A 21,024-nucleotide genomic window follows, 5' to 3' on the forward strand; every position below is an offset into this window, starting at 1 on the left:
AGTCCTCCATAAGTGACAACCCCCGCAACTTAGAGATCATTCGTGTCCCGACAGTGCCTTCCAGTCTCCGGAAGATCATCGACAAAATGAATCCTGCCTGAACTGGCACGCCCCGCTCGCCAACCGCCGCCGGCATGGCGATCGGCGACACCGTCATGGTGCGGAAGGCAGGCGAACCGTACGTGGTTCGCTCTCAGGCCTCGTCCTCGGGGAAGAAGGCAGCTTCGATCGCGAGATGCCCATCTCTGCTGCGACGTGCGCGATGGGGCGGGTGCGGCACCGCTCGACCAGCCTGCGTCGGCCTTCGGCCGAGAGCGGCGCGTTGTGGTGCGTCACCGGTCACCGACTGGATCCACGTCGCCATCTGCTGCTTGGTGTGCACTGCGGCGCTCCGCCCGTCGCTTGGCGTCTTCGTGCGCCTGGTGCAGAAGACGGGCCACCAACATGCGTGTGCCGGGGCCTGGGTTGGTGATCGAGATCCAACCTTGTGCGCGGTACATCGGGTGAGGCAGGACGGCGTCGGTGGCGGTGTAGTCGGTGGAGGCCGCGTCGTCGCCGGGCTTCTCACCTGTGAGCTCGACGAACAGCTTCGTGCCGACGTGGATGTTCAGGCGCCAACGCTCGGGATGGTCGAGGTCGCAGACACTGTCGCCCGGGTAGTTCTTTGTGACGATGGTGGCGTAGGGCTGTTCGCGCTGTGGCACCTGGCCGTCAGGCGCGTAGTAGAAGAAGTGGTCTCCCCAGGCGATCTCGGGGAAGTCGCTGCCCTCGGTAGGGGCGAGTTCAAGTACCCCGTCGAATGCTCGGGCGGTCTCAAGGAGTTGCTCCATACTCATGGTTCAAGCGTGTACTTGAAGTGCTAGTGGAGGGTTCGCGTGGACCGAGTTGGGGAACGGCCGTCGCCGATGAACACCACCGCCGTCGCCGCAGCGTCGGGATACTCCGTACAGCAGGTCCGTGACCTGGAGGCGCTGGGCGTGATCCCCACTGCTGCCAGGGCACACAACGGGTATCGGCAGTTCGACACGACGCACGTCCACGCCTTTCGCGCGTACCGCGATCTCGCTCATGCCGTGGGACCGGCAGAAGCTCGACGGGCGATGCGAGAGATTCGCCTCCATCCGCCAGGCCGGGGAGCAGCACTGATCTGCCGCTTCTACACCACGCTCGACAACGAGCGAGAGCAGGCGCTCGCAGCACGCTTGGCACTGGAGTCGATCCGGGCCGAGGCCGCGACCGACGCCGAAGCAAAAGAGGGCGACTCCATGACCATCACCGAACTGTCGCAAGCCCTCGGAGTCAAAGCGTCCGCACTCCGCTTCTGGGAAAAGTCCGGTCTGGTGGCACCCGATCGACTCAGCACGCGACCGCGAACAGCACGGCGGTACACCCTCACCGCCATCCGGGAGGCACGCATCACCGCTGCCCTACGAGCCGGCGGCTACCGCATTCCGGAGGTACGGAGAGCGATCACCGCAGTCCGCGACCTCAACGACGTAAGCGACTCGCTCGCAGCGCTCGACGCCCGACTGGACACCATTGCCCAACGCACGCTCGCCCTTCTGCGAGCAGGAACGCATCTGGCGGCGGTGATCGAATCCACACCCATGGCGGGTCACGCCGACCGTCATGTCGCTTGAGCCGGGTCATGCACCTCCTGCCCTGTGGCAGTGAGCGGGCGTCGACCACGTCTGAGGGCCTCGGCCAGCGCGCCCTTGCCGCCGACGGCGACTTTCGATCCCTGGCTTTCGCCCGCACCGCCGGACAAGCCGGCGACGCCCCGCCAGCACGGATGGATGGTCCGGGAGTTCTTGCGCGGCAGGTCCGACAACAGGCCGAGTACCAACTTCCGGGCCCGGCACCGGGATTCGACCCGTGTGAAGCGTCCCGCTCTCCGGCTCATCAGGCCCTCGAACGCCTCCTGCCGGCAGGCAGGGTCTACGCTGTGACCTGCGGCCACCGCATGATCGTTTGTCTTCACACACCGATGATCAACGGTGGCCGCACCCGTCTCCACACCGCGTCAGGTCGCGCAGCGTCTGCCTGCCGTCCTGTGTATCGGAGGGCTTGTGCAACGTGGCGAAGTCTGGTGGGTCCAGTTCGACGAGCGGCGGTTGGTCGTCCTGCTGTCAGGAGACGACGCGTCCGGGTTCCAGGTGATGCAGGTCGTCGCTCCGGCGGGCCTCGACATCAGCGGTCTGGGCATCGAAGTGACGGTCGGCGCCGGTGAAGGGCTGCCGCTCGAAGGCGTGCTGCGGCTCGCGTTCCCGCGTCCAGGCTTCACGCCGTGCACGTGGCTGACCACTGTGTCCCGGGACGACCTGATAGACCGGGCGGGCGTCCTGTCCTCCAGGAAGCTCAGCGAGATCGACGATGCCCTCCGACTCGCTGAACAAGCACAGGAGCGGACCCCGGCAACGACCGCGAAGCTCAGCGAGATAAGGGACGCCCTCCGTCGGGGTGAACTCGGGTAGACGGAGAAGGAGCCGACGCCCGCGACGGCATGGGCGATCTCGGGCGAGATGATCCACGCTGGACACCTGCCGCCTCGACGCCAAGCTCCGTGCCGATCAAGCAGCCCGATTCCTGACCACGGACGGCCTCTGGCATCAGTGGATCGACGGACCGCCCCGCAAGGAGCGCCACACCACGCCGGACAACTATCGCCAGGCCGTCAGCCAACTCTGCGTCTTCGCCAATGAGAGCACCGCCCGGCAAGGAACCGATGACGTCCTCCCCATAGGGGGTGACGGGTGATCGAGGAATCCCACCACCGCCGGCAAGAGCCTGTCCCTGGGACCGGTAGCCTCGAAACCGTGACGGACAGCAGGACGTACAGCGTCGAAAAGCGGGCGGCAGCCGCTCTCAACCTCCTTCAGCGCTGGGCCGCTGACATTGCTACCGCACAGGGGCTCCCTGAGGCCAGGTGGATCCTGGACGACGACGCACGCTTGCACGGCATGGCCGACGGCGACGAGGACACCGCGATCTGGGCCGACTATCTCCGAATCGATCTCACCCGAACCGAGACAAGTACCCTCACCGGCTATCGGAACTACACCCCCCACGGCCCCTCCGGCCCGGTGATCCCCGTCATCCTGACCAGCACGTAGCACCCGGGCACCACAGGGGAGGCCAGACGGCCGCCGACCGTATCCGGAGGAACGATCCCAGGATCACCGCCGGGTCCAGGCATGGGGACTGTCACGATCCTCGGCGACGGTCCGACACCGGGGGTGTCACCCCGCGTGGTTCAGCGAGGCAGGCCGACCGACCTGGAAATGAGGGTGTCGTAGGCGGGGTCGGGCAGGAGGCGGCGCAGGGTCATGAGGGGGCGGGCGCCGAAGCCGGTGGCGTAGCGGGTCCTGGGGCGGCGGGCGGAGACAGCCTTACCGATGGCGTCGGCGATGACGGCAGGCGGGGAGAGCCTCTTGGCCATGCAAGTGCCGATGGCTGACCCTTTGCGTGGCCGGCCTGACCACCGAGCGCCGGTCGGCACACGGCTGAGGCCGGGATGACGCCCCGCGTTTGTCCGCGATCTCTCAGGGCACCGCGGCCCAGTGGTCGCCGAGGCGAGAGCGTGCCTCGCAGGCGGGGCGTGCGCTCTCCGGGGCGTCGGCCCGTCGTCGCTCGCCGTCGTGCCCGGTACTGCCGTGCGGGACGCCGGGTGACGACACGAGGCAGGTTCTGGCACAGTGAGTCTGCCCGCGGCACAGCGCTCTGGCCGCGGGCCATCAGACAACCCACCCCGCCCTCGTGGCCGGGGGCGCATGTCCCTTGGCCTGCTTCCGGTTCACGGCGAACCGGACTGACGGCGAACTGACTGCCGCGTGCGGCGGAACGGGACCAGCGCCGTTGTCGCGGTGGCACCGGACGGGAGAGTAATCGCCGCTTCCGACAGGTGCCGACGACCGCGTTGCGGGGAAGTCATCAAGTGTCGAATCTCTGACCTCGTCGAACGGACGGCCGCGTTGAGCACTACCCCCACCGAACTCACCACCGGCCGTACGCCGGGACGTACCTGGACCGTGCGCCTGACCGGGCACGCCGACCGGACGGCGACCGTGACGTGCTCGACCGCGGCATGCACGATGCCCGCCAAGTCACGGGACGTTGCAGGGCTGCGCCGGTTCGCAGCCCTGCACGCCGCATCCCACGCCAAAGCCGCCCGCGTACGGGAGCGGGCCGCCTGCCAATGCTGGACGCAGGGCTGCACCGCCCACGAGGGCATGCGCGTGCACTGCTCCGGCAGCACGGTCCTCGTGCTGCGCCACGACCCGGCCGTCGGCTGCGTCTGGCAGCTCGCCGAAGTGTGCGCCGCTTGCGCGAAGCTGATGACCCACACCCGCGTCGTCGGCCTCCCCGCACCCCCGCCAACCGCCCAACCGGCCGCACGTGCGCCGGAGCAGCCTCATCAGGCGCGGGCGGAGCGTGGTGAGCAGACCGCGCGACACGTACCGACCCCTGCTGCCGCGCCCGCGGCGATGCCGGTGGCAGCCGTGTTCTCCTCCCCCACACCGACCGGCGGCGACGAGCCTCAGCGCCGTGCGCCGGCGCAGGCCCGCCGCGGACGGCGACGGGGCGCACCAAGCGGTGGACAGCGCGGCGGCCAACCCCGCTGACTCCTCACACGGCCCGCCGACGCCCGGCAGTACGCAGACACCTGGCGGTACGCACACAGGAACGGTGCTTGCGAGACTCGTACGCCTTGCGCCGCACCGTTGCTCCCGCGCCTGCCCCGCGCCCGGCAGCGCCGGGTGTCAGATCTCCTGTCTAGTCTGTCCGCACCGATTCGATCAAGGAGCAGGGCAGTGCGGATAGAGCGTCACCAGGTGGGCAGCGCCGCCGTTTTGGCAGCGCGTGAGGACTTCACGAACCGGATCGGTGGGCAAGTGCGGTCCATGTCGCGCGCCGGACGGATGAGTACCTACGAATGGCAGTCCATCGCCGACGAGTTTCTCGGGTACCTGGGCGCTCTCTCCGTCGAGACACCTGACCTCGACACCCCGGAAGCTCGGGCCGCGCTCAAGGACGCCTCCGAAGCCGCGGCCGGCGCCGTCGCCTACGCGGCGTACCACCCGCACTGCACCTTCCAGATCTTTCTCGACTACGTGAACTTCGGCATGAGCTACGACCCCGGCGAAGACGCCCCCGCCGAGAGTGTCACCCCCGGGGAGTGGATCGACGCGCTCTGCCTGGCGATCCTCACGGACAAGGCCAAGTGGCACGGTGAGGCCTTCCACTTCGCCCGGCAGAAGTTCGCCGAGCAGGCACAGGGCACACCCGCCGGCGAACTCATCACCGGATTGACGGCCGTGATCCTCGACGACACCGGCGACGACGAGGAACACCCACCCAGCGCACACGCCAAGCTCGCCGTCCTCGACGCCGCGTTGGACCGCATTCGCACCCACTCCAAAAAGAGTGGCGAGACTCTGCTCGACCGGCCGGACAGCACGGCGCTGCGAGCGCTGCGCGCCCTGGCCGCCGAGGACGCTGACGCCTTCGACTCCGCACTCGCCGACCTTCTGCTCGCGCACGCCCGCCTTCACGTCTCGACCGCCTCGCCGAGCAGCCTGCTCCCGCTCGTACCGCTCGGCCTGGCAGCGTTCGCGTACCGGACGCTGGGCCGGCTGCCGGCACTCGACACCCACTACCTGCCGCACGCCCTGGTCACCGGTTTCGAGTCCCGCGGACCGAGGGTCGGCGGGTTCGGCCGCAACCGGCGTCCGGACGCGGCTGCCGCGCTGGCCGCGGGCCCGCTCGTGGTCGAGCGCCCGGCACACGACCGGGAGGTGAACCCGGACAGTGAGGCCCTGTTCGATCAGTACACCCGGGAAGCCCTCACCCCGGAGAAGGGTGAGGCCCCCGCCGTGGGGAGGCTCGGGAGTGCGATGCGTTATCAGCAGCTCCTGTTCACATGGCGTGCCGGCGACTCCCCTGACGTCACAGACGCTCAACTCGCCAATCTCCAGATGGCCTCCCAGCTGGGAGCGGCCTTGTTCCGCATCGCCCTCGCGGAGCCCGGCACCGACGTCGAGGTGACCGTCGCCGGCCGGAGCCTGCGCTACCCGGCGTCGCGAGACAAGGCAAGCGCCGGCAGCTGGGAGAACGCCACTGTCTTCGCCCTGATCACCGGCGTCCGCGAGGACCTTGCCCCCTTGGTCCTCACCGGCCCCGCATTTGGGGGCAAGGACGGATCCGCCTACACCGCCTATCGGGAGGCACTTCACGCCTACCTGACGGGCGTGGATTCCGAGCAGGCGGCGGAACGGGCCTTGCAGGAGGCCGAGAAGGCGAAGGGCTGGGGCTTCTTTCCGCGTCCGGCCGTGCTGCTGTCGCAGTTGGTGGAGGGCGACGAGGAGAGCTTCAACCTGGCCCTGGCCGATGCCCTCGAAGCGCACCGCGATCACTTCCAGGTCGCCGACCGGGCCGACGACGCGGACGCGACGATCAACCTGGAGATCCTCGCCCTGACGTGCCACGCCCGGCGCCGGGGCTGGGAGATCCGGGTCGAGTCCCCCTACCTGCCCCAGCGACTCCTCCTGGCTGCCGAACCCTTCTGAGGGGGCGCTCACGTGTTCAGGTGACAGGGATGCCGGAACCCGCCTGCGGGCAGCCGGGTTCCGACGTCCCGCTCGGTCACGCCTCATGTGCTCTTCGCGCCGTGCACGCAGGCGTGCTGTCCGTGGCCACAACGCCCCACGGCACTAGCGGGTCACCTGCCCGTCCGCGTTGTTGCCTGCGACATGCGAAAAGCGCGTGCACCGAGGCGCGGACCTGCCCTGCGACCACATCGGGCGTGGAGCTGTCGAGCTTGCCGTCGAGGTGCAGGAATGCCAGGCCGTGAACGAGGGCCCAGACGGTGGTCGCCACCGCGCCCGTGTCCTGCGCCCCCGGGAATTCGTTGCGGACGATGCCGTGGACGTACACCTGGCCGCGGTCGCGGTCGCCCACGTCCGCTTCGCGCTACCCTGCCCGCGGCACCGCCGCCCTGTGGAGCGAACAGGCGGCCGTCCCCCAACCGGACGCGCTGACCGCTGTGGTCGGCCGGGCCCGAGCCCGGCTGCTGTTGGCGCTGGACGCCCCGGCCAGTACCAGCCACCTCGCCCGAAGCTCGCCATGGCACCCGGCGCGGTGGGAGACTACCTCGCCATCCTGCGAGGCGCGGGGCTGCTCGTCCGCGCCCGGTCCGGACGATCGGTGCTCTACCGGCGCACCCGCTCGGCGACGCGCTGGTTGCCGGTTCGGGCTGAGAGCTCAGATCAGCCCTGTTCGTGAGGCGCCGCCGGCAGATGACTGCGCAACCGGGGTGAGGAACTGCTGCGCAGCGAGGCCACACCGACCGGGGATCAGAGCCCGCGTCGCGAGAGGCACCGTCAAGCAGCCCGATTCGGGCTGGAGAACTGCGACGCGTCGATCGCGTCGACGGGAACCTTGATGATCACGGGCTTGTCGAAGTCGGAAAAGTGCACCTCGCTGGGGTTGTTGCCCACCGTGACGGCCTTGAGCAGGTAGGGCTTGCCCTGGGTCGCGATGTGCCACGTCGCGATGTCGCCCCCGTCCCCCGTGGCGAACAGGACCATGCATGGCTTCCCGTCCACGGTGCTCTCTTCGCCCTTGTAGGCGGTGGGGCTGTCGCGGAACGAGTCGACCATCTCTGCGATGTCGCAGCTGCTCTGGATGGCGAGGGCCGGGTCGTCGGGCGTCGTCTTGACCCACCGATCGGCGAAGAGGGCGACCCCGAAGTCGACCATTCGCCGGTCCCGTCCCTTCCCGACCTGCTTCCGGTACCAGGTCTTGTCGCCCTTGATGTAGAGCGCGTTCTTGGTCGTGATCATCTGCATCCCGCCGTTGAACGTACTGCTGATACTGCCGACGCACCGGCCCGCGGTGTCCATGTTCAGCTTCAGCTCGGTGCGCTCTCGCCCGTTCGTGAAGGAACTCGTCACTCGCACCGACTTCACCGTCCGCAGCGCCGCGAGCGCCTTCAACTGCACGTCGTGGCCGCTCATCTCGGCAAACGGGACCGCCGGTGCCGCGGCAGCCGCCGTCGCGCGCTTGCCGTCGGCACCCGACGACTGCCTCGTGTCGCCGCCGGGAGAAGAACACGACGTGAGTCCCCCAAGGGTGACGCAGACGAGAACAACGGAACCCACAGCGGACCTACGCATGACGGAACCCCCCGTACAAGATGTGAAGATCCTGAGAGTACCTGCCCACCTCACGTAGTTCGCCCAGGGGGCGGGATCACGATCTGCCCGGGTTGCCGGACCGGCACAGGGGCCCTCACCCGGCGGCCGGGCTGTCGTGGGCGAGTTGGCGATGCGTCAGGTGAACGTCCTCACCCACCAGCGCGGGGCAGCCTCGGATCGGTCGTGCGTCTTCCACGAACTGCCCCCGGTCGTACGGCCGTAAGGGGCGCGGGCGGCCTGCATCGCACTGGTCGGCGTCATCACGCCTGGGCAGTGGGGCGGATGTTGATCTCGCCGATCTCCACGTCGTGGGGTTGCTCGATGGCGAAGGCCACCGCGCGGGCGACTGCCGCGGGAGGGATTCCCATCGCGTCCATGTACTCCCGCGTCCGCTCGCGGAGTTGGGGGTCCCCCATGGAGTCGGCGAGATCCGTGCGGATGTATCCCGGCGAGATCGCCGTCGTGCGCACCACCCCGTCGGTGGACTCCGTGCGCAGACCCTCGTGGACAGTGCGCACCGCGTTCTTGGTCGCGGCGTAGACGGCCATCGAGGGGGACACGGTCAGGCCGGCGACGGAGACGATGCTGACCAGGTGACCCGCCCCTTGCTCACGGAAGACGGGCAACACGGCGGCTACGCCGTTGAGCATGCCGCGAAGGTTGACATCGATCATGGCCGACCAGCCGTCGGTGTCGAGGTCGGCCAACGGGCTGATCGGGGCGATGCCGGCGTTGTTCAGCAGCACATCGATGCGGCCGTACCGGTCGACGGTGGTGGAGACCAGACGCCGGAGGTCGTCGGCTTTGGTGACGTCGACGACGCATGCGAGAGCCCGGCCTCCCTCCTTTCGGATGTCCTGCGCGACGGCGTCGATGCGCTCACCGCGACGGGCCGCAAGGACGACTGCGGCACCGCGCTCGGCGAGCAGACGGGCCGTGGCTTCGCCGATGCCGCCGCTCGCTCCGGTGATGGCGACGATTTTGTCGTGAAGGGGGAGCACGGTTGCCTCCTAGTAAAGTGGACACGTGTCCGCTACCAGCCAGCCTACCGGACACGTGTCCACTTGTCAGATGGAGCATTGGGAGCCCATGAACGCGTCAGCACGCCGTCCGGATGCCGTGGAGAACCGGACTCGCATCGTGGAGGCCGCCCGCGCGGCCCTCGCCGAGTCCCACCATCGTGTCCACCTCAACGAGATCGCCAAGCGGGCCGGCGTCGGGCAGGGAACGCTCTACCGGAACTTCCCCAACCGCGAAGCGCTCCTCGCCGAGGTCTACCGGCTCGACGTCGAGGAACTCGTGACCGCCGCCTCCGCCCTGCTGGCGGCACACGAGCCGGTGGAGGCCCTGCGACTCTGGCTCGACCGAGTGATCGACTACGCCGAGATCAAGCGCGGCGTGCTGGCAGCCCTTGAGCCGGCGGCGTGGCAGGACCTCGTCGCCCATAGCCACAACCCGATCGAAGGCGCTCTCGGTCGCCTGCTCGACGCCGGTAGAGCGACTGGTTCGATCCGCGCCGACGTCGACGCCCGCGGAGTCCTCCTGCTCATCGCCTACCTCGGACGCCTGGACCAGGAAGAATGGGGAACGGCACGGCCGCTCATGAACGTCATCCTCGACGGATTGCGCCGAGACGGCCCGGCATCCAGGTAGGGCGGGTGCAGGGAGTCAGAAGAGGTCGGGCGCGGCAGGACCGGTCGCTTACGAAGCGCCCACCTCCCGACCTCGGCACGGACTGCTGGTGAGATCTCGCCGCGCCGAGCACCCCTCCCCTTCGTCCGGCCGGTTGCGTCGGATCTCCACCAGCACGGCCCACCAGAACTGTCGCAACAACCCAAATCCCTTACAGCACAGCCGTGTTGGAATCGACCCATGGCCACCACCACCGATGGATCCATGCGTCGCGCCCATACCGATCCCTCGCGTCGGCTGCGGGGCGAGATCGAGCGGCTGCGCGAGGAAGCCGAGCGACAGAAGGCTCTCGCGCACCGCAGGGCGGACTTCTGGACCAAGGTCGACATCGCGCTCGGGTTCCCTGCGGCCCTGCTCGCAGGCATCGCCGGAGCCGCAGGGCTCGCCGCCGCCGACGCACGCGTGCCCGCCGCGTTGCTGGCCCTCACCTCCGCCGGTTGCGCGGCGGGGGCCGGGTTCCTGCGCGGCGATCGCAGACGACTCGCCAACAAACGGGCTCGGCGGGCCTGGGCCGCGACGGAAGGGATGGCCTGCGTGAAGCTGACGCAGGACCGTCTGGGCCCTGAGGACCTCAGCGATCTTCTGGCGAGCCGTCAGGTGGCGCTGGGCGCGTACGACTCGGAGGAACCGGAGCCGGGGCCCTAGCAGTGGCTCCACGCGAGCACCGAGGCGTTCGCGGCTCAATCGCCCGCGGCGCCTGTTCCCTCCCCCCGCGGCACGCTAGCGTCGAGTCCCATGATCGTATGGCTCAACGGCACCCATGGCGCGGGCAAGACGACGACCGGTGCGCTCGTGCGGCAGCTGATCCCGGACTCACACGTGCTCGACGCCGAGAAGGTCGGCGAGACACTCATGGACATCACCCCAGGGCTGCCCACGACGGACAACTTCCAGCACTGGCGACCGTGGCGCCCGCTCGTGGTCGAGACCGCCCGGCATGTCCTCGACTACACCGGCGGCACCCTGGTGATGCCCATGACCGTCCTGGTCGAGCAGTACTGGCGAGAAATCAGCTCGGGCCTTGCCCAGCATGCCGTTCCGGTCCGGCACTTCGTCCTCCATGCCGACCAGGAGACTCTCCGCGCGCGCATCGCGGGCGACACCGTTCTCGGCCCGAACTCCCCGTTCCGTCTCCAGTATCTCGAGCCCTACGCCGAGGCGGCGCGCACATGGCTGCACACCGACGCCGAGGTCATCGACACCACCCACCTCACACCCGCCCAAGCCGCCCAGCAGATCGCAGAGGCTGTCAAGAACTGAGGAGAGCGAACTCCGGCGCGACGGTCAACGAAGCAGGGCTGCTCGCAGGGTGATGCCGTGCCGCGTGCGCAGTCGGCGCAGTTCCCACATCGCAACGGCGGTGACGGACAGAGGCGCTCCCAGAACGAACGCCAGCCACACGCCGAACGGCACACCGCCGTAAGCGCCGCGGAACGCGTCGAAGAGCGCCACTTCCCACACGAGCAGCGTCGCGAGCAGCGGCGGAACCGTCTCGTGGAGGTCCGCCGTTCGGAAGACGTGCACGAGGGACTGCGCGATGCCGTAGAGAGCGAAAGGGGCGAGCCACAGCAGGAAGGCGCCCAGGGCGAACAGCAACACCACCCGGCCCGCTGATGCCGTCCAGTCCGTTTCCTCGTCCACGTAGCCCAGTCCCGTGATGAGCCTCGGCACAGCGAGCGTGACGAACAGCGCGAGCAGCGCTCCGGCGGGCTTGACGACGCGGCGCAGGAACAGGCCCCGGTTGGGCGGGCGCGCTGCGGCGATGAAGACGGCGACGGCGACCGGGAAGGTCACCGCAAGCACAATGAGGGTCGTACGGATCTGGCCGAAGCGGTCGTCCACCACGGCGTCGGCGTCCGACGCCAGCCCGTACGACAAGAGCATCCACGTGATGGCGACCAGGCCGATGACCGTCCGCAGGACCTGCACCCTCTTCACTGCCGGGTCGTGCACCCGGTCCTGCCGGGACGGTGTGAACACCGCACGCCCCACAGCGATCGGATTGAAGAGACGCCCGAAGGTCAGCCGGCGCGCATTCCTCGGCGTCCCGCCCCCGCTACCGCTCATCCCCGCGTCCTTCCGTCATCATTTCCCGTGATCACAAGGAGAATCGCAGATGTCCATCCGTGAAGGCACCTCGGTTCCGGTGCAGTTGCGCTACAGTCCCGGACCCGACAGCGACGGGGCCGGCACCGAACCGTTGAGCCTGCGCGCAGCAGTTCCTCTCCCTGGCCGGGGGCCGTCCCGCCCTGCTTGCTAAGTTCCACGACCATGCGATCTCGCGAATACGACCTGGACTTCCGCGCGAAGGCGACCCAAATACGGGCCTGGGGCATCGGCCTGCTGGCCGTGGCCGGACTGTTGTGGGTCTGGTGCGCCGTGCTGTTGGTGACGCCCTACTCCGTCGACGAGGAGCCCGGCGACGACTACCCGGCGGAGTGCGAGTCCCGGTTGTTCACCGATCGGGGCACCGCCAACGAAGGGCTTCAGCGTGGCGACCACTGCCAGAACGAGCGCGACTGGCCCGAAGCGCTGGCCGTGCTCGGGCTCTCCGTACCGGTCTCGGTCGTCGGCGTCGCCCTCTTCACGAGCGGCAGCCTGAGCTGTCGGATGAGCGCCCACTCCGAGGCCATGCGCGAGCTGGACAGGATCGCCGACGCACGCAAGGCCTGAGCGGCGACCGCCTGCCGGCCTCGGCCGTTGGCTCCGGCGCTCGCACGGAGATCCAGGCAGGCGGGCATCTCCATCTGGACAACCGCCCGGTCGAGTGGAACGGAAGGCCGGCGACCAAGACACTGAGGGTCAAGCCGCGTTCGGCCGTCGGCCTTTCCCCGTCCTTTGGCCGGACGCGGATCCCCCATCCTTTGGCCGGACGCGGTTCCCCGGCGTGCCTCAGACGAGCTCGGGCTGCGGCTGCGCGGGTTGTGGTAGTTCGGGTCGCGGTTCCTGTTGCTCTTCGGGGGACGTCTTCAGGTCCCACCGCCTGGTGGTCCGCACATAGGTGTGGATCACCGAGGCCATCGCGAGGATGAGAAGCGGTCCCCATACCCAGGGGTACCTGGCCATCTCCATCGGCAGGTAGCGGTAGGACAGCAGGAGCGCGGCGAAGACCGTCGTGCCGAGGCCGATCAGCCGGACGGCGGCCGGCTCCCAGCCGCGACCCAGTGAGCGCATCGCCGCGTCGATGGTGAGTGCGAACACCACACCCGCGACGAGGTCCACGCCGTAGTGGTAGCCGAATCCCAGGGTTGCGGTGAGTGTGCCGATCAACCAGAAGGCGCCGATCCATCGCATCGGCCGTGAGCCCTTGCGGGAGTGTACGAAGATCGCGGTGGCCCACGCGGTGTGCAGGCTGGGCATGCAGTTGCGCGGGGTGATCCCGTCGAACGGGACCGGGTAGGGGGCGGTGATCGGCGGCGTCGTGTGGGGCCAGAGGTTGGCCACCGCCCATGAACCGCCGTCCAGGCCGAAGGCGTAGACCGGTCCGACGACCGGGAAGATCATGTAGATGGCCGGCCCGAGCAAACCTATGACCAGGAAGGTGCGTACCAGGTGGTGCTGCGGGAATCGACGTTCGATCGCCACGTGACGCAGCTGGTAGAGCGCGAAGACGGCGGCGGCGAGCGGGAGCTGACCGTAGACGGCGCCCAGGAGATGGGTGCTGATCGGGTCGGTGGCCTCGACCACCCGGCCTGCCAGCCACGAGGGGTCGCCCAGTGCGTGGTCGGCGATCGCCACGTACGGGTCGAGCACCGTCGGGCGGGTCCTGGAGGTGATGACCAGCCAGGTGTCCCCCGTCTTGTGCCCGGCGACGAGCAGCAGGCCCAGTCCGGATCCCTTGAGCAGCAGGGTGCGTTCCGGGCCGGTGCGGCGTGTGAGGGCGACGACCGCGAGGCCCAGGATCACCCACAGCGCGCCGTTGCCGAAGTTCATGGAGGCGCCGGCAATCCAGCGCACCAGCCAGAAGACGAGGTCGATGCCGACCGCGGCGCCGACCGCGATCAACCTCCGGCGCCAGGTGAGCACCACCAGCGTCAGCGCCAGGCCGGCGTACAGCAGCGGTCCCGATTCGGGGGCGAAGACCACTTCCCGGGTCAGATCGGTGATCGGGCCCGGCAGACCGTATCCGCGCGCGACGATCTCCAGCGTGACGAGGAACGCCAGGGTCGCGATCCCTGCTGTGGCCCACAGGAGCGCTCTTGGTCGGCGCCCTGCGGATGCCGTTCCGCCGTCTGTTCGCGATGCTCTGATTATCAAGATTTGGCCGATTTGTTGAATGTGGTCGAATATCGCGCCCTTCGCTCTAGATGACACGTGCTTCTAGTGAAGGACGGGCGATCAGGTGATCGCCCATGTGTTCGATCATGCTAGCGGAGGGGTGCCGGCGGGCCTCTGGCACGGGCAGTCCGGCCTCCCTGCCGATCCCCCCGTGCGCCCCGTCCGCGACGAGCCAGGAAGCCGTCGCACCTCACGTGGCGGCATTCGAAGCGTCAGGACTCTCCATGGCACCGACAGGCAGCAGACGAACCACAGGCCCCGACGCCGGGGCGGGGAGGCGGCAGGCCGTGACCGCTCCCCCGGGCTCCGGCGGCGGTTACGGACAGGACCTGTTCGAGCCGGAGCACCCCGAGGAAGCCGAACGCATCGACGCGGCCGCGCTGGTCTACGACCCCTTCACCACACGCCGCCTGCGCGCTCTGAGCGCGGGGGCGGACAGCCGCTGCCTGGACGTGGGGGCCGGGACCGGCACACTGGTCCGCTGGCTGCGGGACGAGGCCGGGGCCACAGAGGTGGTCGCCCTGGACCGCGACACCAGCGGCCTGGCCACCCTGGCAGGCCCGCGGGTGCGCCTGGTCACCGCCGACCTCAGGGACGAGAGCCTGGACCTGGGCCGCTTCGACCTGATCCATGCGCGCTTCGTCCTCATGCATCTGCCCGAGCGTCGCCGGCTCGTCTCACGGCTTGCCGGGTGGCTGAACCCGGGCGGCTGGCTCGTCCTTGCTGACGCGGTGGAGATGCCGAACCCCCTGGACGCCTCCTCCGCCTACCGGCGCACCATGGACGCCATGTGGCAGGCGCTGCGGTCGACCATCGGCACCGACACGTCCTCGGTCCCGGCCTACCCGCACCTCCTGCGGGAGGAGGGCCTCCAGCACGTCGCCGCGGAGCTCTTCTGCCCGCCGCTGGTCGCAGGCGGCCCGCTGGCCCGTTTCTGGTCCGAAACGTGGGACCGGATGCGACCCGCGCTGGAGGAGACCGGGCGGGTGGACTCCGCCGTCATCGACGACGCCCTCGCCTACCTGGCCTCACCCGAGGCCGCCGAACTCGGGCCCGGCATGATGATGGCCTGGGGGCAACGGCCCTGACCTGGCGGCCGTGGGTGCCGTGCGGGCAGTGGATGCCGTGCGGGCGGTGGGTGTGCCGTGCAGGCTGAGCGTGCCGTGCTGGACGGACGGCGTCGCCGACGGGCGGGCGAGGGGCCACTGCCGGGAGTAGGAGCGGGGCCGGGAGTAGGAGCGGGGCCGGCCGGATCGCACCGGACACACACCCGAGTGGGGTCGGGCTGAGAAGTTGCGTCGGCCTGCGGGGTGGCGCCGGCTCGCTGCTTGCCTCGTGCGTCACGGCATGTTCGTGAAGGAGCGGCGGTAGGAGCGGGGCGGCACCCCTCGGCGGCGCACGAACTGTTCGCGCAGGACGGCCGCACTTCCGTATCCGACTCGATGGGCTATCTCCTCGACCGGCAGGTCCGTGGTCTCCAGCAGTTCCTCGGCGCTGCTCAGGCGCAGGCTCCGTAGCCAGGCGTGGGGGGTGGTGCCGGTCGCGGCGGTGAAGCGGCGGGCGAAGGAGCGTTTGCTCATCAAGGCTCGCCGGGCCAGTTCCGCGACGGGAAGCGGCTCGTGCAGGTTCTCGCGGGCCCACGCCAGCACCTCGGCGAGACGCTCGTCGCCGCAGTCTTCGGGAACGGGTGCGGCCAGGTACTGCGCCTGACCGCCGTCGCGATGGGAGGGCAACACCACGTCGCGGGCAACGGCGTTGGCCATCGCGGCACCGTACTCCCGCCTGAGCAGGTGCAGGCAGAGATCGAAGCCCGCGGCGGCTCCCGCGCCTGTGACGATGCGTCCCTCATCGATGTAGAGGGCGTCGGGTTCGACGGTGACGTCAGGGTGGCGGCGGGCGAGCAGTTCCGCGAACCGCCAGTGAGTGGTGGCCCGCCGACCGTCGAGCAGTCCGGCGGAGGCGAGCGCGAAAGCGCCGACGCAGTGGGCCGCGACCGTTGAACCGCGCTCGTGTGCGGCCGACAGTGCGTCGAGCACCGCGGGAGCGAGTGGCGTGCGAAATCCCGCCCAGGGAAGGGCGATGACCAGATCGGCCGAGGCGAGCCGGTCCAGGCCGTGCGTGACGGTGAGCGGCACGCCGAGGTCGGTGGGGACCGGGCCCGGCCGGTCGGTGCACAGGGCGAAGTCGAAGCCGGGCAGCGTCTCGCCGTGCGGGCCGAAGACCTCGGCGACGATGCCGACGGCGAGGATGCCGACTCCGGGCGGGGTGTACGCGGCGACGGTCACGAAGGGAGGCACCTGTGCAGTGTGGCACCAATCCTGCGATGAGCGGCAGTTGTGCCACTCGTGAGCACCATGCGGGCCGGGAAAGATGGAGGCCATGACAGACGCACCGCTCGGCCGCAGCGCCGTGTACACGATCCTCACCACCGGATATGTCGGATCCACCGGCCCCGGAGTCGCCGCCACCGTCTCCTACATATCCGACGCCGACCGGCATGTGATCTTCGACCCGGGCATGGTGGCGAGCCGCGACGACATCCTCGCCCCGCTCGCGGAGTTGGGGCTCGGCCCGGACGACATCACCGATGTGGTGCTCAGTCACCACCACCCGGACAACACCATGAACGTGGGTCTGTTCGGGCGGGCTCGGGTGCACGACCACAAGGTGGAGTACCTGGGTGACCAGTGGACGAACCGTGATGCGGAGGGCTACGAACTGACCCCGTCACTTCGGCTGATCCGCACCCCGGGACACAGCCCTGAGGACATCACCCTGCTGGCCGGCACGGAGACAGGCGTGGTGGCCTTCGCCGGCGACCTGTGGTGGCACTCGGAGGGCCCCGCGGACGACCCGGTGGCCCCCGACCGTGAGGTGCTGCGCGCCTCACGGATCCGGGTGCTCACCGCCGCCGACCTGATCGTGCCCGGCCACGGCGGCCCGTTCAAGGCCGACGACACCACGCCCCGCTAGCTGTTCTGCCCGGTGGGGGCGGGTGGTTCCGCCCGGCCACGCTTCGGCGGTGGGAACCGCCCGGGTGGGAACTGCCCGGTCGGCAGCGTGGACGACCATCGGTCACGGGTTCGCTGTCACAGGTCAGAAGTGCTCTGTGACAGCGACCACCGGCCGCCGGGCCGCGGCTCATCGACGTACTCATCGACTGCGACGCGGATCAGCGCACGACGGAACGGGCGATGCGGAACCCCACGTCGTCGACCGTGAAGCTCGGATGGCTGCGACGCCGCGCGGAGGCCCGGCAGCTCCAGTGTTCGTCGAACCAACCGCCGCCACGGAGCACGCGGTAGGTGCCGTAGACCTCGGCGTCATAGACGTCCCAGCACCAGTTCCAGACATTGCCGAGCATGTCATGAAGGCCCCACGGGTTGGGCCGCTTGCCGCCCACCTCGTGGATGCGCTCGTGTGAGTTGCCCCGGTACCAAGCGATCTCGTCGAGCGGCCCGTAGTGCGGACCGGTCGTATCGGCACGGCAGGCGTATTCCCACTCGGCCTCGGTCGGCAGCCGATATCCGTCGGCGGCTTCATCCCACTCGATGCCTTCACCGTCGGGATGGAATCGGTAGACGGGTACGAACCCATCGCGCCGGGACAGCGCATTGCAGAACCGGACGGCGTCCCACCAGGAAACGCACTCCACGGGCAGTCGCTCCCCATCGGCAGAACTCGGCCGCCGACCGGTGATCTGTGCGTACAGCGCCTGGGTGGTAGAGAACACGGCGAGCTGATACGGCGCGAGCTCGACCGAACAACTGCGCTGTGTCCGCCGGTCCGACAGCGTGATCTGCCCCGCCGGGACGGCGATCATCTCGTTTCCTGCGGGCGCGTCCATGAGCACGTGATCCTAGGGGTGTTCATGGACGGCTGACACGCCGTCCGGCGGGGTCGCCGACCGGCCGGGGATACCCGGAAAACCCGTTGGCGGACCACCGCGGCCGCTGTTAGCTTGCCGGAGGCCGTGCGACAGAACGAGGAGGTGGTACCCGTGAACGCAGTATCGACATGGGTGCTCCCCTCCGGGGTCACGGTCGGACGTCAGGCAGGTCGTCCGGGAGCGCCGTTCAGCAGCACTCCCGAAAGGGCACGACCATGGACTTCACTTCTGAGCACGGCCTCGATGACGGCGTCATCGAGCGCGAATTCACCCTCGGCGAGATCCCCGGCACCCTGTGGACGCCTGGATCCACACCGGCCCCGCTGATCCTGATGGCCCACAACAACGGCCTGCCCAAGGGGGCAGCCCGACTGGTGGCCCGAGCGCGGCAATGCGCGGCGCACGGCTACGCGGTGGCCACCATCGACGCCGCCGGATGCGGTGACCGCCCCCGTTCCGCGGCCGACGAGCACGTCCGCGCCGAACTCCGCCGGGCGATGCAGGCCGGCGAGCCGGTCGACGAGATCTTCGAGTCCCTCGTCGGTCCGCTGGTCGAACAGGCGGTCCCGGATTGGCAGACCACCCTGGACGCCCTTCTTGGCCTGCCCGAGATCGGTGGACCGGTCGGGTACTCGGGGTGGACCGCCCTGGGCGTTCGGCTGACGGTGGTCGAGCCGCGCATCGCGGCCGCCGGCTTCTTCGCCGGGGGTTACGTGCCCCGCGCCCAGCGCGAGGAGGCCGGTCAGGTCACCATTCCGCTGCTGTTCCTGCTGCAGTGGGACGACGAAGGCAACCCCCGGCAGCGGGCCCTGGACCTGTTCGACGCCTTCGGCACCAAGGAGAAGACCCTGCACGCCAATCTGGGCGGGCACACCGGCACCCCGTGGTTCGAGGTGGAGGACGGGAACCGGTTCTTCGACCGGCACCTGAAGTGAGGCGGGGCCGCCACGGCGACAGCAGCCGGTAAGCGGTGGCCGGTTCGGCCATGATGCCGCCATCGAGGACGGGTTCCGGCCCTCCTCGGTGGCGGTGACCGGCAGTTGCTCGTGATCCAGCATCGGAGATGCCAGCACCAGAACGCCTTGTTCGAGCTCGCCACAGAGCCGCGGAGGGTCGTCCTCGTACTGGGCGTATACCGGCGTTCCGACAACGAAGCGAGATGCCGCAGCCGTCGTTGTGCGCCCGCCGGGGAAGACCGGACACCCCTCAGTCCTGCCACGTCCCGTCGCGCATGATGACCCTCCCCCGCAGTTCCGGCTCACCGCGCCAGGCGCGCACCGTCTTCGGCACAACGCGAATGTACAGATGAGGCCCTTCCGCCGTGCGCGGGTCCCACCCGAACTTGGCGGCGAACGCGTCCGCCGAATCCGCGGAGACCTCCTGATCCGGGAAGCACTCCGCCTCCCCTTGCAGAAGCACCACATCGAAGGTGTCCGCCAGCGCCAGGCGCACGCGCGGCTCCTCGCGGACGTTCCGCGCCGTCGCGGAAGTGCCGCTGGTGCACATCCACACAGCCCGTCCGTCCCACAGGAACCACAGGGGTACCTGGTGCGGTCCGTGATCCGGATGTCCGGTCGACACCCAGAGGTCCCGCTCGGCAGCGAGTCGGTCCAGGGTGTCGCGTCGTCGCTCCGCTGCCTGGCGGCAAACGCTGTCCGTGGTCTGCATGAGAGCCGACCCTAGCCAGCCGGTCCCACAGCGCGCATGAGGCGCAGGACCTACTCCCGTCGACCGATGATCCCTCAGCCTCTGCTTCGAGACGAACCCACCGAGATGCTCGGTGCGGCCGATCGACGTGCTCGGTCGCACTTGTCGCGTCGGGGCGCTCCGGTCGACCGGAGCGCCCTCAATGACGTGTGGGTCCGCGCGGTCGCCGGAGGCGGCGTACCGCCCCGGCGTCCGATCAGCGGGTGGCGAGGAGCTCGAGCGTGTCGATCACACGGTTCGAGAAGCCCCACTCGTTGTCGTACCACGCGACCACCTTGACGTGGCGGCCGTCGACGCGGGTGAGGGCCGAGTCGAAGATCGACGAGGCGGGATTGCCCACGATGTCGGTGGAGACGAGCGGGTCGTCGGAGTACTCCAGGACGCCGGCGAGCGGCCCCTCCGCTGCGGCGCGGTACGCCGCCAGCACGTCGTCGCGCGTCACGTCGCGGGCGACGGTCGTGTTGAGTTCGACGATCGAGCCCACCGGTACCGGTACGCGGATCGAGTCGCCGGACAGCTTGCCCTCGAGCGCCGGCAGCACCAGGCCGATCGCCTTGGCGGCGCCGGTCGTGGTCGGCACGATGTTGACGCCGGCGGCCCGGGCGCGACGGGCGTCGCGGTGCGGGCCGTCCTGAAGGTTCTGCTCCTGCGTGTAGGCGTGCACCGTCGTCATGAACCCGTGCTCGATACCGGCGAGGTCGTCGAGCACCTTGGCCAGCGGGGCGAGCGCGTTGGTGGTGCAGGAGGCGTTCGAGACGACTGTGTGCACATCCGGGTCGTAGGCGTCGGTGTTGACACCGAACGCGAGCGTGACGTCGGCGCCGTCCGACGGCGCGCTGACGAGTACCTTCTTCGCGCCGGCGTCGAGGTGGGCGCGGGCGGCCTTGGCCGAGGTGAAGCGGCCGGTGGCTTCCAGGACGATGTCGACGCCGAGTTCGGCCCACGGCAGCTGCGCCGGTTCGCGCTCGGCCAGCACCTTGATCCGACGGCCGTCGACGACGAGGGTGTCCCCGTCGACGGTCACCGGGCGCCCGAGCCGGCCGGCCGTGCTGTCGTAGGCGAGCAGCCGGGCGAGAGTGGCGGGCTCGGTCAGGTCGTTGACGGCGACGATCTCGAGGGCGCTGTCGCGCTCCAGCAGTGCGCGCAGCACATTGCGTCCGATGCGGCCGAATCCGTTGATGGCGATGCGAGTCATGAGTGATGTCCCTTCCCTTCGCCACCAGGGTCGCCCGCGGCTCGCGCCGCTGACAGTGGCGTGATCGC

23 protein-coding genes and 4 pseudogenes are annotated in these 21,024 nt (G+C 69.4%); 14 read left to right on the plus strand and 13 right to left on the minus strand.

The genetic code is table 11. The features are described from left to right. Window positions 1–225 precede the first annotated feature (225 nt). Both ACFWU3_RS23380 and ACFWU3_RS23385 read right to left on the minus strand, forming a co-directional pair. Window positions 226–336 (minus strand): annotated as a pseudogene (locus ACFWU3_RS23380) (IS481 family transposase); the annotation flags it as partial. Further along, window positions 333–830, minus strand: a complete 498-nt coding sequence (locus tag ACFWU3_RS23385; RefSeq protein ID WP_384441001.1) for a DUF6194 family protein — start codon at window positions 828–830, stop codon at window positions 333–335. The pseudogene ACFWU3_RS23380 and the gene ACFWU3_RS23385, both read right to left, overlap by 4 nt. 75 nt (window positions 831–905) lie before the next feature. Between ACFWU3_RS23385 and ACFWU3_RS23390 the strand changes: the two genes are divergently transcribed. Next, window positions 906–1,640: a MerR family transcriptional regulator gene (locus ACFWU3_RS23390; RefSeq protein ID WP_384440821.1), complete on the plus strand. Its 735-nt coding sequence runs from the start codon at window positions 906–908 to the stop codon at window positions 1,638–1,640. A 137-nt stretch (window positions 1,641–1,777) separates the two neighbouring features. On the opposite strand, the pseudogene ACFWU3_RS23395 reads toward ACFWU3_RS23390, so the two are convergent. Further along, window positions 1,778–1,960 (minus strand): annotated as a pseudogene (locus tag ACFWU3_RS23395) (IS701 family transposase); the annotation flags it as partial. Window positions 1,961–2,069: 109 nt separating this feature from the next. Here ACFWU3_RS23395 and ACFWU3_RS23400 point away from each other — a divergent pair. The 3 genes from ACFWU3_RS23400 to ACFWU3_RS23410 are packed head-to-tail and all read left to right on the plus strand — an operon-like array spanning window position 2,070 to window position 3,113. Beyond that, window positions 2,070–2,474, plus strand: a complete 405-nt coding sequence (locus tag ACFWU3_RS23400; protein ID WP_384441003.1) for a type II toxin-antitoxin system PemK/MazF family toxin — start codon at window positions 2,070–2,072, stop codon at window positions 2,472–2,474. A gap of 58 nt (window positions 2,475–2,532) precedes the next feature. After that, entirely contained in the window at window positions 2,533–2,757 is a 225-nt protein-coding gene (locus ACFWU3_RS23405) for a DUF6000 family protein (protein WP_384441006.1), read from the plus strand. 59 nt (window positions 2,758–2,816) lie between these two features. Continuing rightward, window positions 2,817–3,113, plus strand: coding sequence for a hypothetical protein (locus tag ACFWU3_RS23410; protein WP_384440824.1), 297 nt, complete (start codon window positions 2,817–2,819; stop codon window positions 3,111–3,113). A 140-nt stretch (window positions 3,114–3,253) separates the two neighbouring features. On the opposite strand, the gene ACFWU3_RS23415 is transcribed toward ACFWU3_RS23410, so the two are convergent. Further along, window positions 3,254–3,439, minus strand: coding sequence for a hypothetical protein (locus ACFWU3_RS23415; RefSeq protein WP_384440827.1), 186 nt, complete (start codon window positions 3,437–3,439; stop codon window positions 3,254–3,256). A gap of 532 nt (window positions 3,440–3,971) precedes the next feature. Between ACFWU3_RS23415 and ACFWU3_RS23420 the strand changes: the two genes are divergently transcribed. Together ACFWU3_RS23420 and ACFWU3_RS23425 are read left to right on the plus strand one after the other, a co-directional pair. Continuing rightward, a complete protein-coding gene (locus ACFWU3_RS23420) occupies window positions 3,972–4,622 on the plus strand; it encodes a hypothetical protein (protein ID WP_384440830.1) in 651 nt (216 codons plus the stop codon). Between the two features lie 210 nt (window positions 4,623–4,832). Continuing rightward, a complete protein-coding gene (locus tag ACFWU3_RS23425; protein ID WP_384441009.1) occupies window positions 4,833–6,566 on the plus strand; it encodes an immunity 49 family protein in 1,734 nt (577 codons plus the stop codon). Between the two features lie 76 nt (window positions 6,567–6,642). On the opposite strand, the pseudogene ACFWU3_RS23430 reads toward ACFWU3_RS23425, so the two are convergent. After that, window positions 6,643–6,930 (minus strand): annotated as a pseudogene (locus ACFWU3_RS23430) (hypothetical protein); the annotation flags it as partial. Window positions 6,931–6,970: 40 nt separating this feature from the next. On the opposite strand from ACFWU3_RS23430, the pseudogene ACFWU3_RS23435 reads away from it, so the two are divergent. Beyond that, window positions 6,971–7,256 (plus strand): annotated as a pseudogene (locus ACFWU3_RS23435) (ArsR/SmtB family transcription factor); the annotation flags it as partial. A 123-nt stretch (window positions 7,257–7,379) separates the two neighbouring features. Here the strand turns inward: ACFWU3_RS23435 and ACFWU3_RS23440 are convergent. Together ACFWU3_RS23440 and ACFWU3_RS23445 are read right to left on the minus strand one after the other, a co-directional pair. Next, on the minus strand, window positions 7,380–8,015 hold the full coding sequence (locus ACFWU3_RS23440; protein ID WP_384440833.1) for a hypothetical protein: 636 nt from the start codon (window positions 8,013–8,015) through the stop codon (window positions 7,380–7,382). Window positions 8,016–8,455: 440 nt separating this feature from the next. Then, a complete protein-coding gene (locus ACFWU3_RS23445) occupies window positions 8,456–9,196 on the minus strand; it encodes an SDR family oxidoreductase (protein ID WP_384440836.1) in 741 nt (246 codons plus the stop codon). An 88-nt stretch (window positions 9,197–9,284) separates the two neighbouring features. Between ACFWU3_RS23445 and ACFWU3_RS23450 the strand changes: the two genes are divergently transcribed. From ACFWU3_RS23450 to ACFWU3_RS23460, 3 genes are all read left to right on the plus strand, one after another. Then, window positions 9,285–9,848, plus strand: a complete 564-nt coding sequence (locus ACFWU3_RS23450; RefSeq protein WP_384440839.1) for a TetR/AcrR family transcriptional regulator — start codon at window positions 9,285–9,287, stop codon at window positions 9,846–9,848. Between the two features lie 219 nt (window positions 9,849–10,067). Beyond that, window positions 10,068–10,532 (plus strand): hypothetical protein, encoded by a 465-nt coding sequence (locus tag ACFWU3_RS23455; RefSeq protein ID WP_384440842.1) that lies wholly within the window; start codon window positions 10,068–10,070, stop codon window positions 10,530–10,532. A gap of 90 nt (window positions 10,533–10,622) precedes the next feature. Beyond that, window positions 10,623–11,147, plus strand: a complete 525-nt coding sequence (locus ACFWU3_RS23460) for an AAA family ATPase (RefSeq protein WP_384440845.1) — start codon at window positions 10,623–10,625, stop codon at window positions 11,145–11,147. Window positions 11,148–11,171: 24 nt separating this feature from the next. Here ACFWU3_RS23460 and ACFWU3_RS23465 read toward each other — a convergent pair whose 3' ends face one another. Further along, the gene (locus ACFWU3_RS23465; RefSeq protein ID WP_384440848.1) at window positions 11,172–11,954 is read right to left on the minus strand and encodes a hypothetical protein; all 783 of its coding nucleotides are present in this window, start codon (window positions 11,952–11,954) and stop codon (window positions 11,172–11,174) included. Between the two features lie 204 nt (window positions 11,955–12,158). Between ACFWU3_RS23465 and ACFWU3_RS23470 the strand changes: the two genes are divergently transcribed. Further along, window positions 12,159–12,560: a hypothetical protein gene (locus tag ACFWU3_RS23470; RefSeq protein ID WP_384440851.1), complete on the plus strand. Its 402-nt coding sequence runs from the start codon at window positions 12,159–12,161 to the stop codon at window positions 12,558–12,560. Between the two features lie 219 nt (window positions 12,561–12,779). Here ACFWU3_RS23470 and ACFWU3_RS23475 read toward each other — a convergent pair whose 3' ends face one another. After that, the gene (locus ACFWU3_RS23475) at window positions 12,780–14,141 is read right to left on the minus strand and encodes a phosphatase PAP2 family protein (protein WP_384441012.1); all 1,362 of its coding nucleotides are present in this window, start codon (window positions 14,139–14,141) and stop codon (window positions 12,780–12,782) included. 311 nt (window positions 14,142–14,452) lie between these two features. Between ACFWU3_RS23475 and ACFWU3_RS23480 the strand changes: the two genes are divergently transcribed. Beyond that, window positions 14,453–15,253 (plus strand): class I SAM-dependent methyltransferase, encoded by an 801-nt coding sequence (locus ACFWU3_RS23480; protein ID WP_384440854.1) that lies wholly within the window; start codon window positions 14,453–14,455, stop codon window positions 15,251–15,253. Between the two features lie 252 nt (window positions 15,254–15,505). Here ACFWU3_RS23480 and ACFWU3_RS23485 read toward each other — a convergent pair whose 3' ends face one another. Further along, entirely contained in the window at window positions 15,506–16,462 is a 957-nt protein-coding gene (locus tag ACFWU3_RS23485) for a GlxA family transcriptional regulator (RefSeq protein WP_384440857.1), read from the minus strand. An 82-nt stretch (window positions 16,463–16,544) separates the two neighbouring features. On the opposite strand from ACFWU3_RS23485, the gene ACFWU3_RS23490 reads away from it, so the two are divergent. Continuing rightward, a complete protein-coding gene (locus tag ACFWU3_RS23490; protein ID WP_384440860.1) occupies window positions 16,545–17,138 on the plus strand; it encodes an MBL fold metallo-hydrolase in 594 nt (197 codons plus the stop codon). 199 nt (window positions 17,139–17,337) lie between these two features. Here the strand turns inward: ACFWU3_RS23490 and ACFWU3_RS23495 are convergent, their stop codons facing one another. Then, window positions 17,338–18,012, minus strand: a complete 675-nt coding sequence (locus ACFWU3_RS23495; RefSeq protein WP_384440863.1) for a formylglycine-generating enzyme family protein — start codon at window positions 18,010–18,012, stop codon at window positions 17,338–17,340. Window positions 18,013–18,269: 257 nt separating this feature from the next. Here ACFWU3_RS23495 and ACFWU3_RS23500 point away from each other — a divergent pair, with 257 nt between their 5' ends. Further along, complete coding sequence (locus ACFWU3_RS23500; protein WP_384440866.1) at window positions 18,270–18,989, plus strand: dienelactone hydrolase family protein; 720 nt, start codon at window positions 18,270–18,272, stop codon at window positions 18,987–18,989. A 271-nt stretch (window positions 18,990–19,260) separates the two neighbouring features. On the opposite strand, the gene ACFWU3_RS23505 is transcribed toward ACFWU3_RS23500, so the two are convergent. Together ACFWU3_RS23505 and gap are read right to left on the minus strand one after the other, a co-directional pair. Next, window positions 19,261–19,722: a pyridoxamine 5'-phosphate oxidase family protein gene (locus ACFWU3_RS23505; protein WP_384440869.1), complete on the minus strand. Its 462-nt coding sequence runs from the start codon at window positions 19,720–19,722 to the stop codon at window positions 19,261–19,263. 235 nt (window positions 19,723–19,957) lie between these two features. Beyond that, the gene (gene gap, locus ACFWU3_RS23510; RefSeq protein ID WP_384440872.1) at window positions 19,958–20,956 is read right to left on the minus strand and encodes a type I glyceraldehyde-3-phosphate dehydrogenase; all 999 of its coding nucleotides are present in this window, start codon (window positions 20,954–20,956) and stop codon (window positions 19,958–19,960) included. Window positions 20,957–21,024 lie beyond the last annotated feature (68 nt).

This window comes from Streptomyces sp. NPDC058685 (assembly GCF_042714725.1).
In the GTDB taxonomy this organism is placed as follows: domain Bacteria; phylum Actinomycetota; class Actinomycetes; order Streptomycetales; family Streptomycetaceae; genus Streptomyces.

Coding starts and splice junctions, on each gene's coding strand:
- ACFWU3_RS23465 (WP_384440848.1), bottom strand. CDS start 11,954: ATGAGCGGTAGCGGGGGCGGGACGCCGAGGAATGCGCGCCGGCTGACC.
- ACFWU3_RS23385 (WP_384441001.1), bottom strand. CDS start 830: ATGGAGCAACTCCTTGAGACCGCCCGAGCATTCGACGGGGTACTTGAA.
- ACFWU3_RS23490 (WP_384440860.1), top strand. CDS start 16,545: ATGACAGACGCACCGCTCGGCCGCAGCGCCGTGTACACGATCCTCACC.
- ACFWU3_RS23495 (WP_384440863.1), bottom strand. CDS start 18,012: ATGGACGCGCCCGCAGGAAACGAGATGATCGCCGTCCCGGCGGGGCAG.
- ACFWU3_RS23415 (WP_384440827.1), bottom strand. CDS start 3,439: ATGGCCAAGAGGCTCTCCCCGCCTGCCGTCATCGCCGACGCCATCGGT.
- ACFWU3_RS23450 (WP_384440839.1), top strand. CDS start 9,285: ATGAACGCGTCAGCACGCCGTCCGGATGCCGTGGAGAACCGGACTCGC.
- ACFWU3_RS23505 (WP_384440869.1), bottom strand. CDS start 19,722: ATGCAGACCACGGACAGCGTTTGCCGCCAGGCAGCGGAGCGACGACGC.
- ACFWU3_RS23470 (WP_384440851.1), top strand. CDS start 12,159: ATGCGATCTCGCGAATACGACCTGGACTTCCGCGCGAAGGCGACCCAA.
- ACFWU3_RS23500 (WP_384440866.1), top strand. CDS start 18,270: ATGGACTTCACTTCTGAGCACGGCCTCGATGACGGCGTCATCGAGCGC.
- ACFWU3_RS23440 (WP_384440833.1), bottom strand. CDS start 8,015: ATGAGCGGCCACGACGTGCAGTTGAAGGCGCTCGCGGCGCTGCGGACG.
- gap (WP_384440872.1), bottom strand. CDS start 20,956: ATGACTCGCATCGCCATCAACGGATTCGGCCGCATCGGACGCAATGTG.
- ACFWU3_RS23460 (WP_384440845.1), top strand. CDS start 10,623: ATGATCGTATGGCTCAACGGCACCCATGGCGCGGGCAAGACGACGACC.
- ACFWU3_RS23455 (WP_384440842.1), top strand. CDS start 10,068: ATGGCCACCACCACCGATGGATCCATGCGTCGCGCCCATACCGATCCC.
- ACFWU3_RS23390 (WP_384440821.1), top strand. CDS start 906: ATGAACACCACCGCCGTCGCCGCAGCGTCGGGATACTCCGTACAGCAG.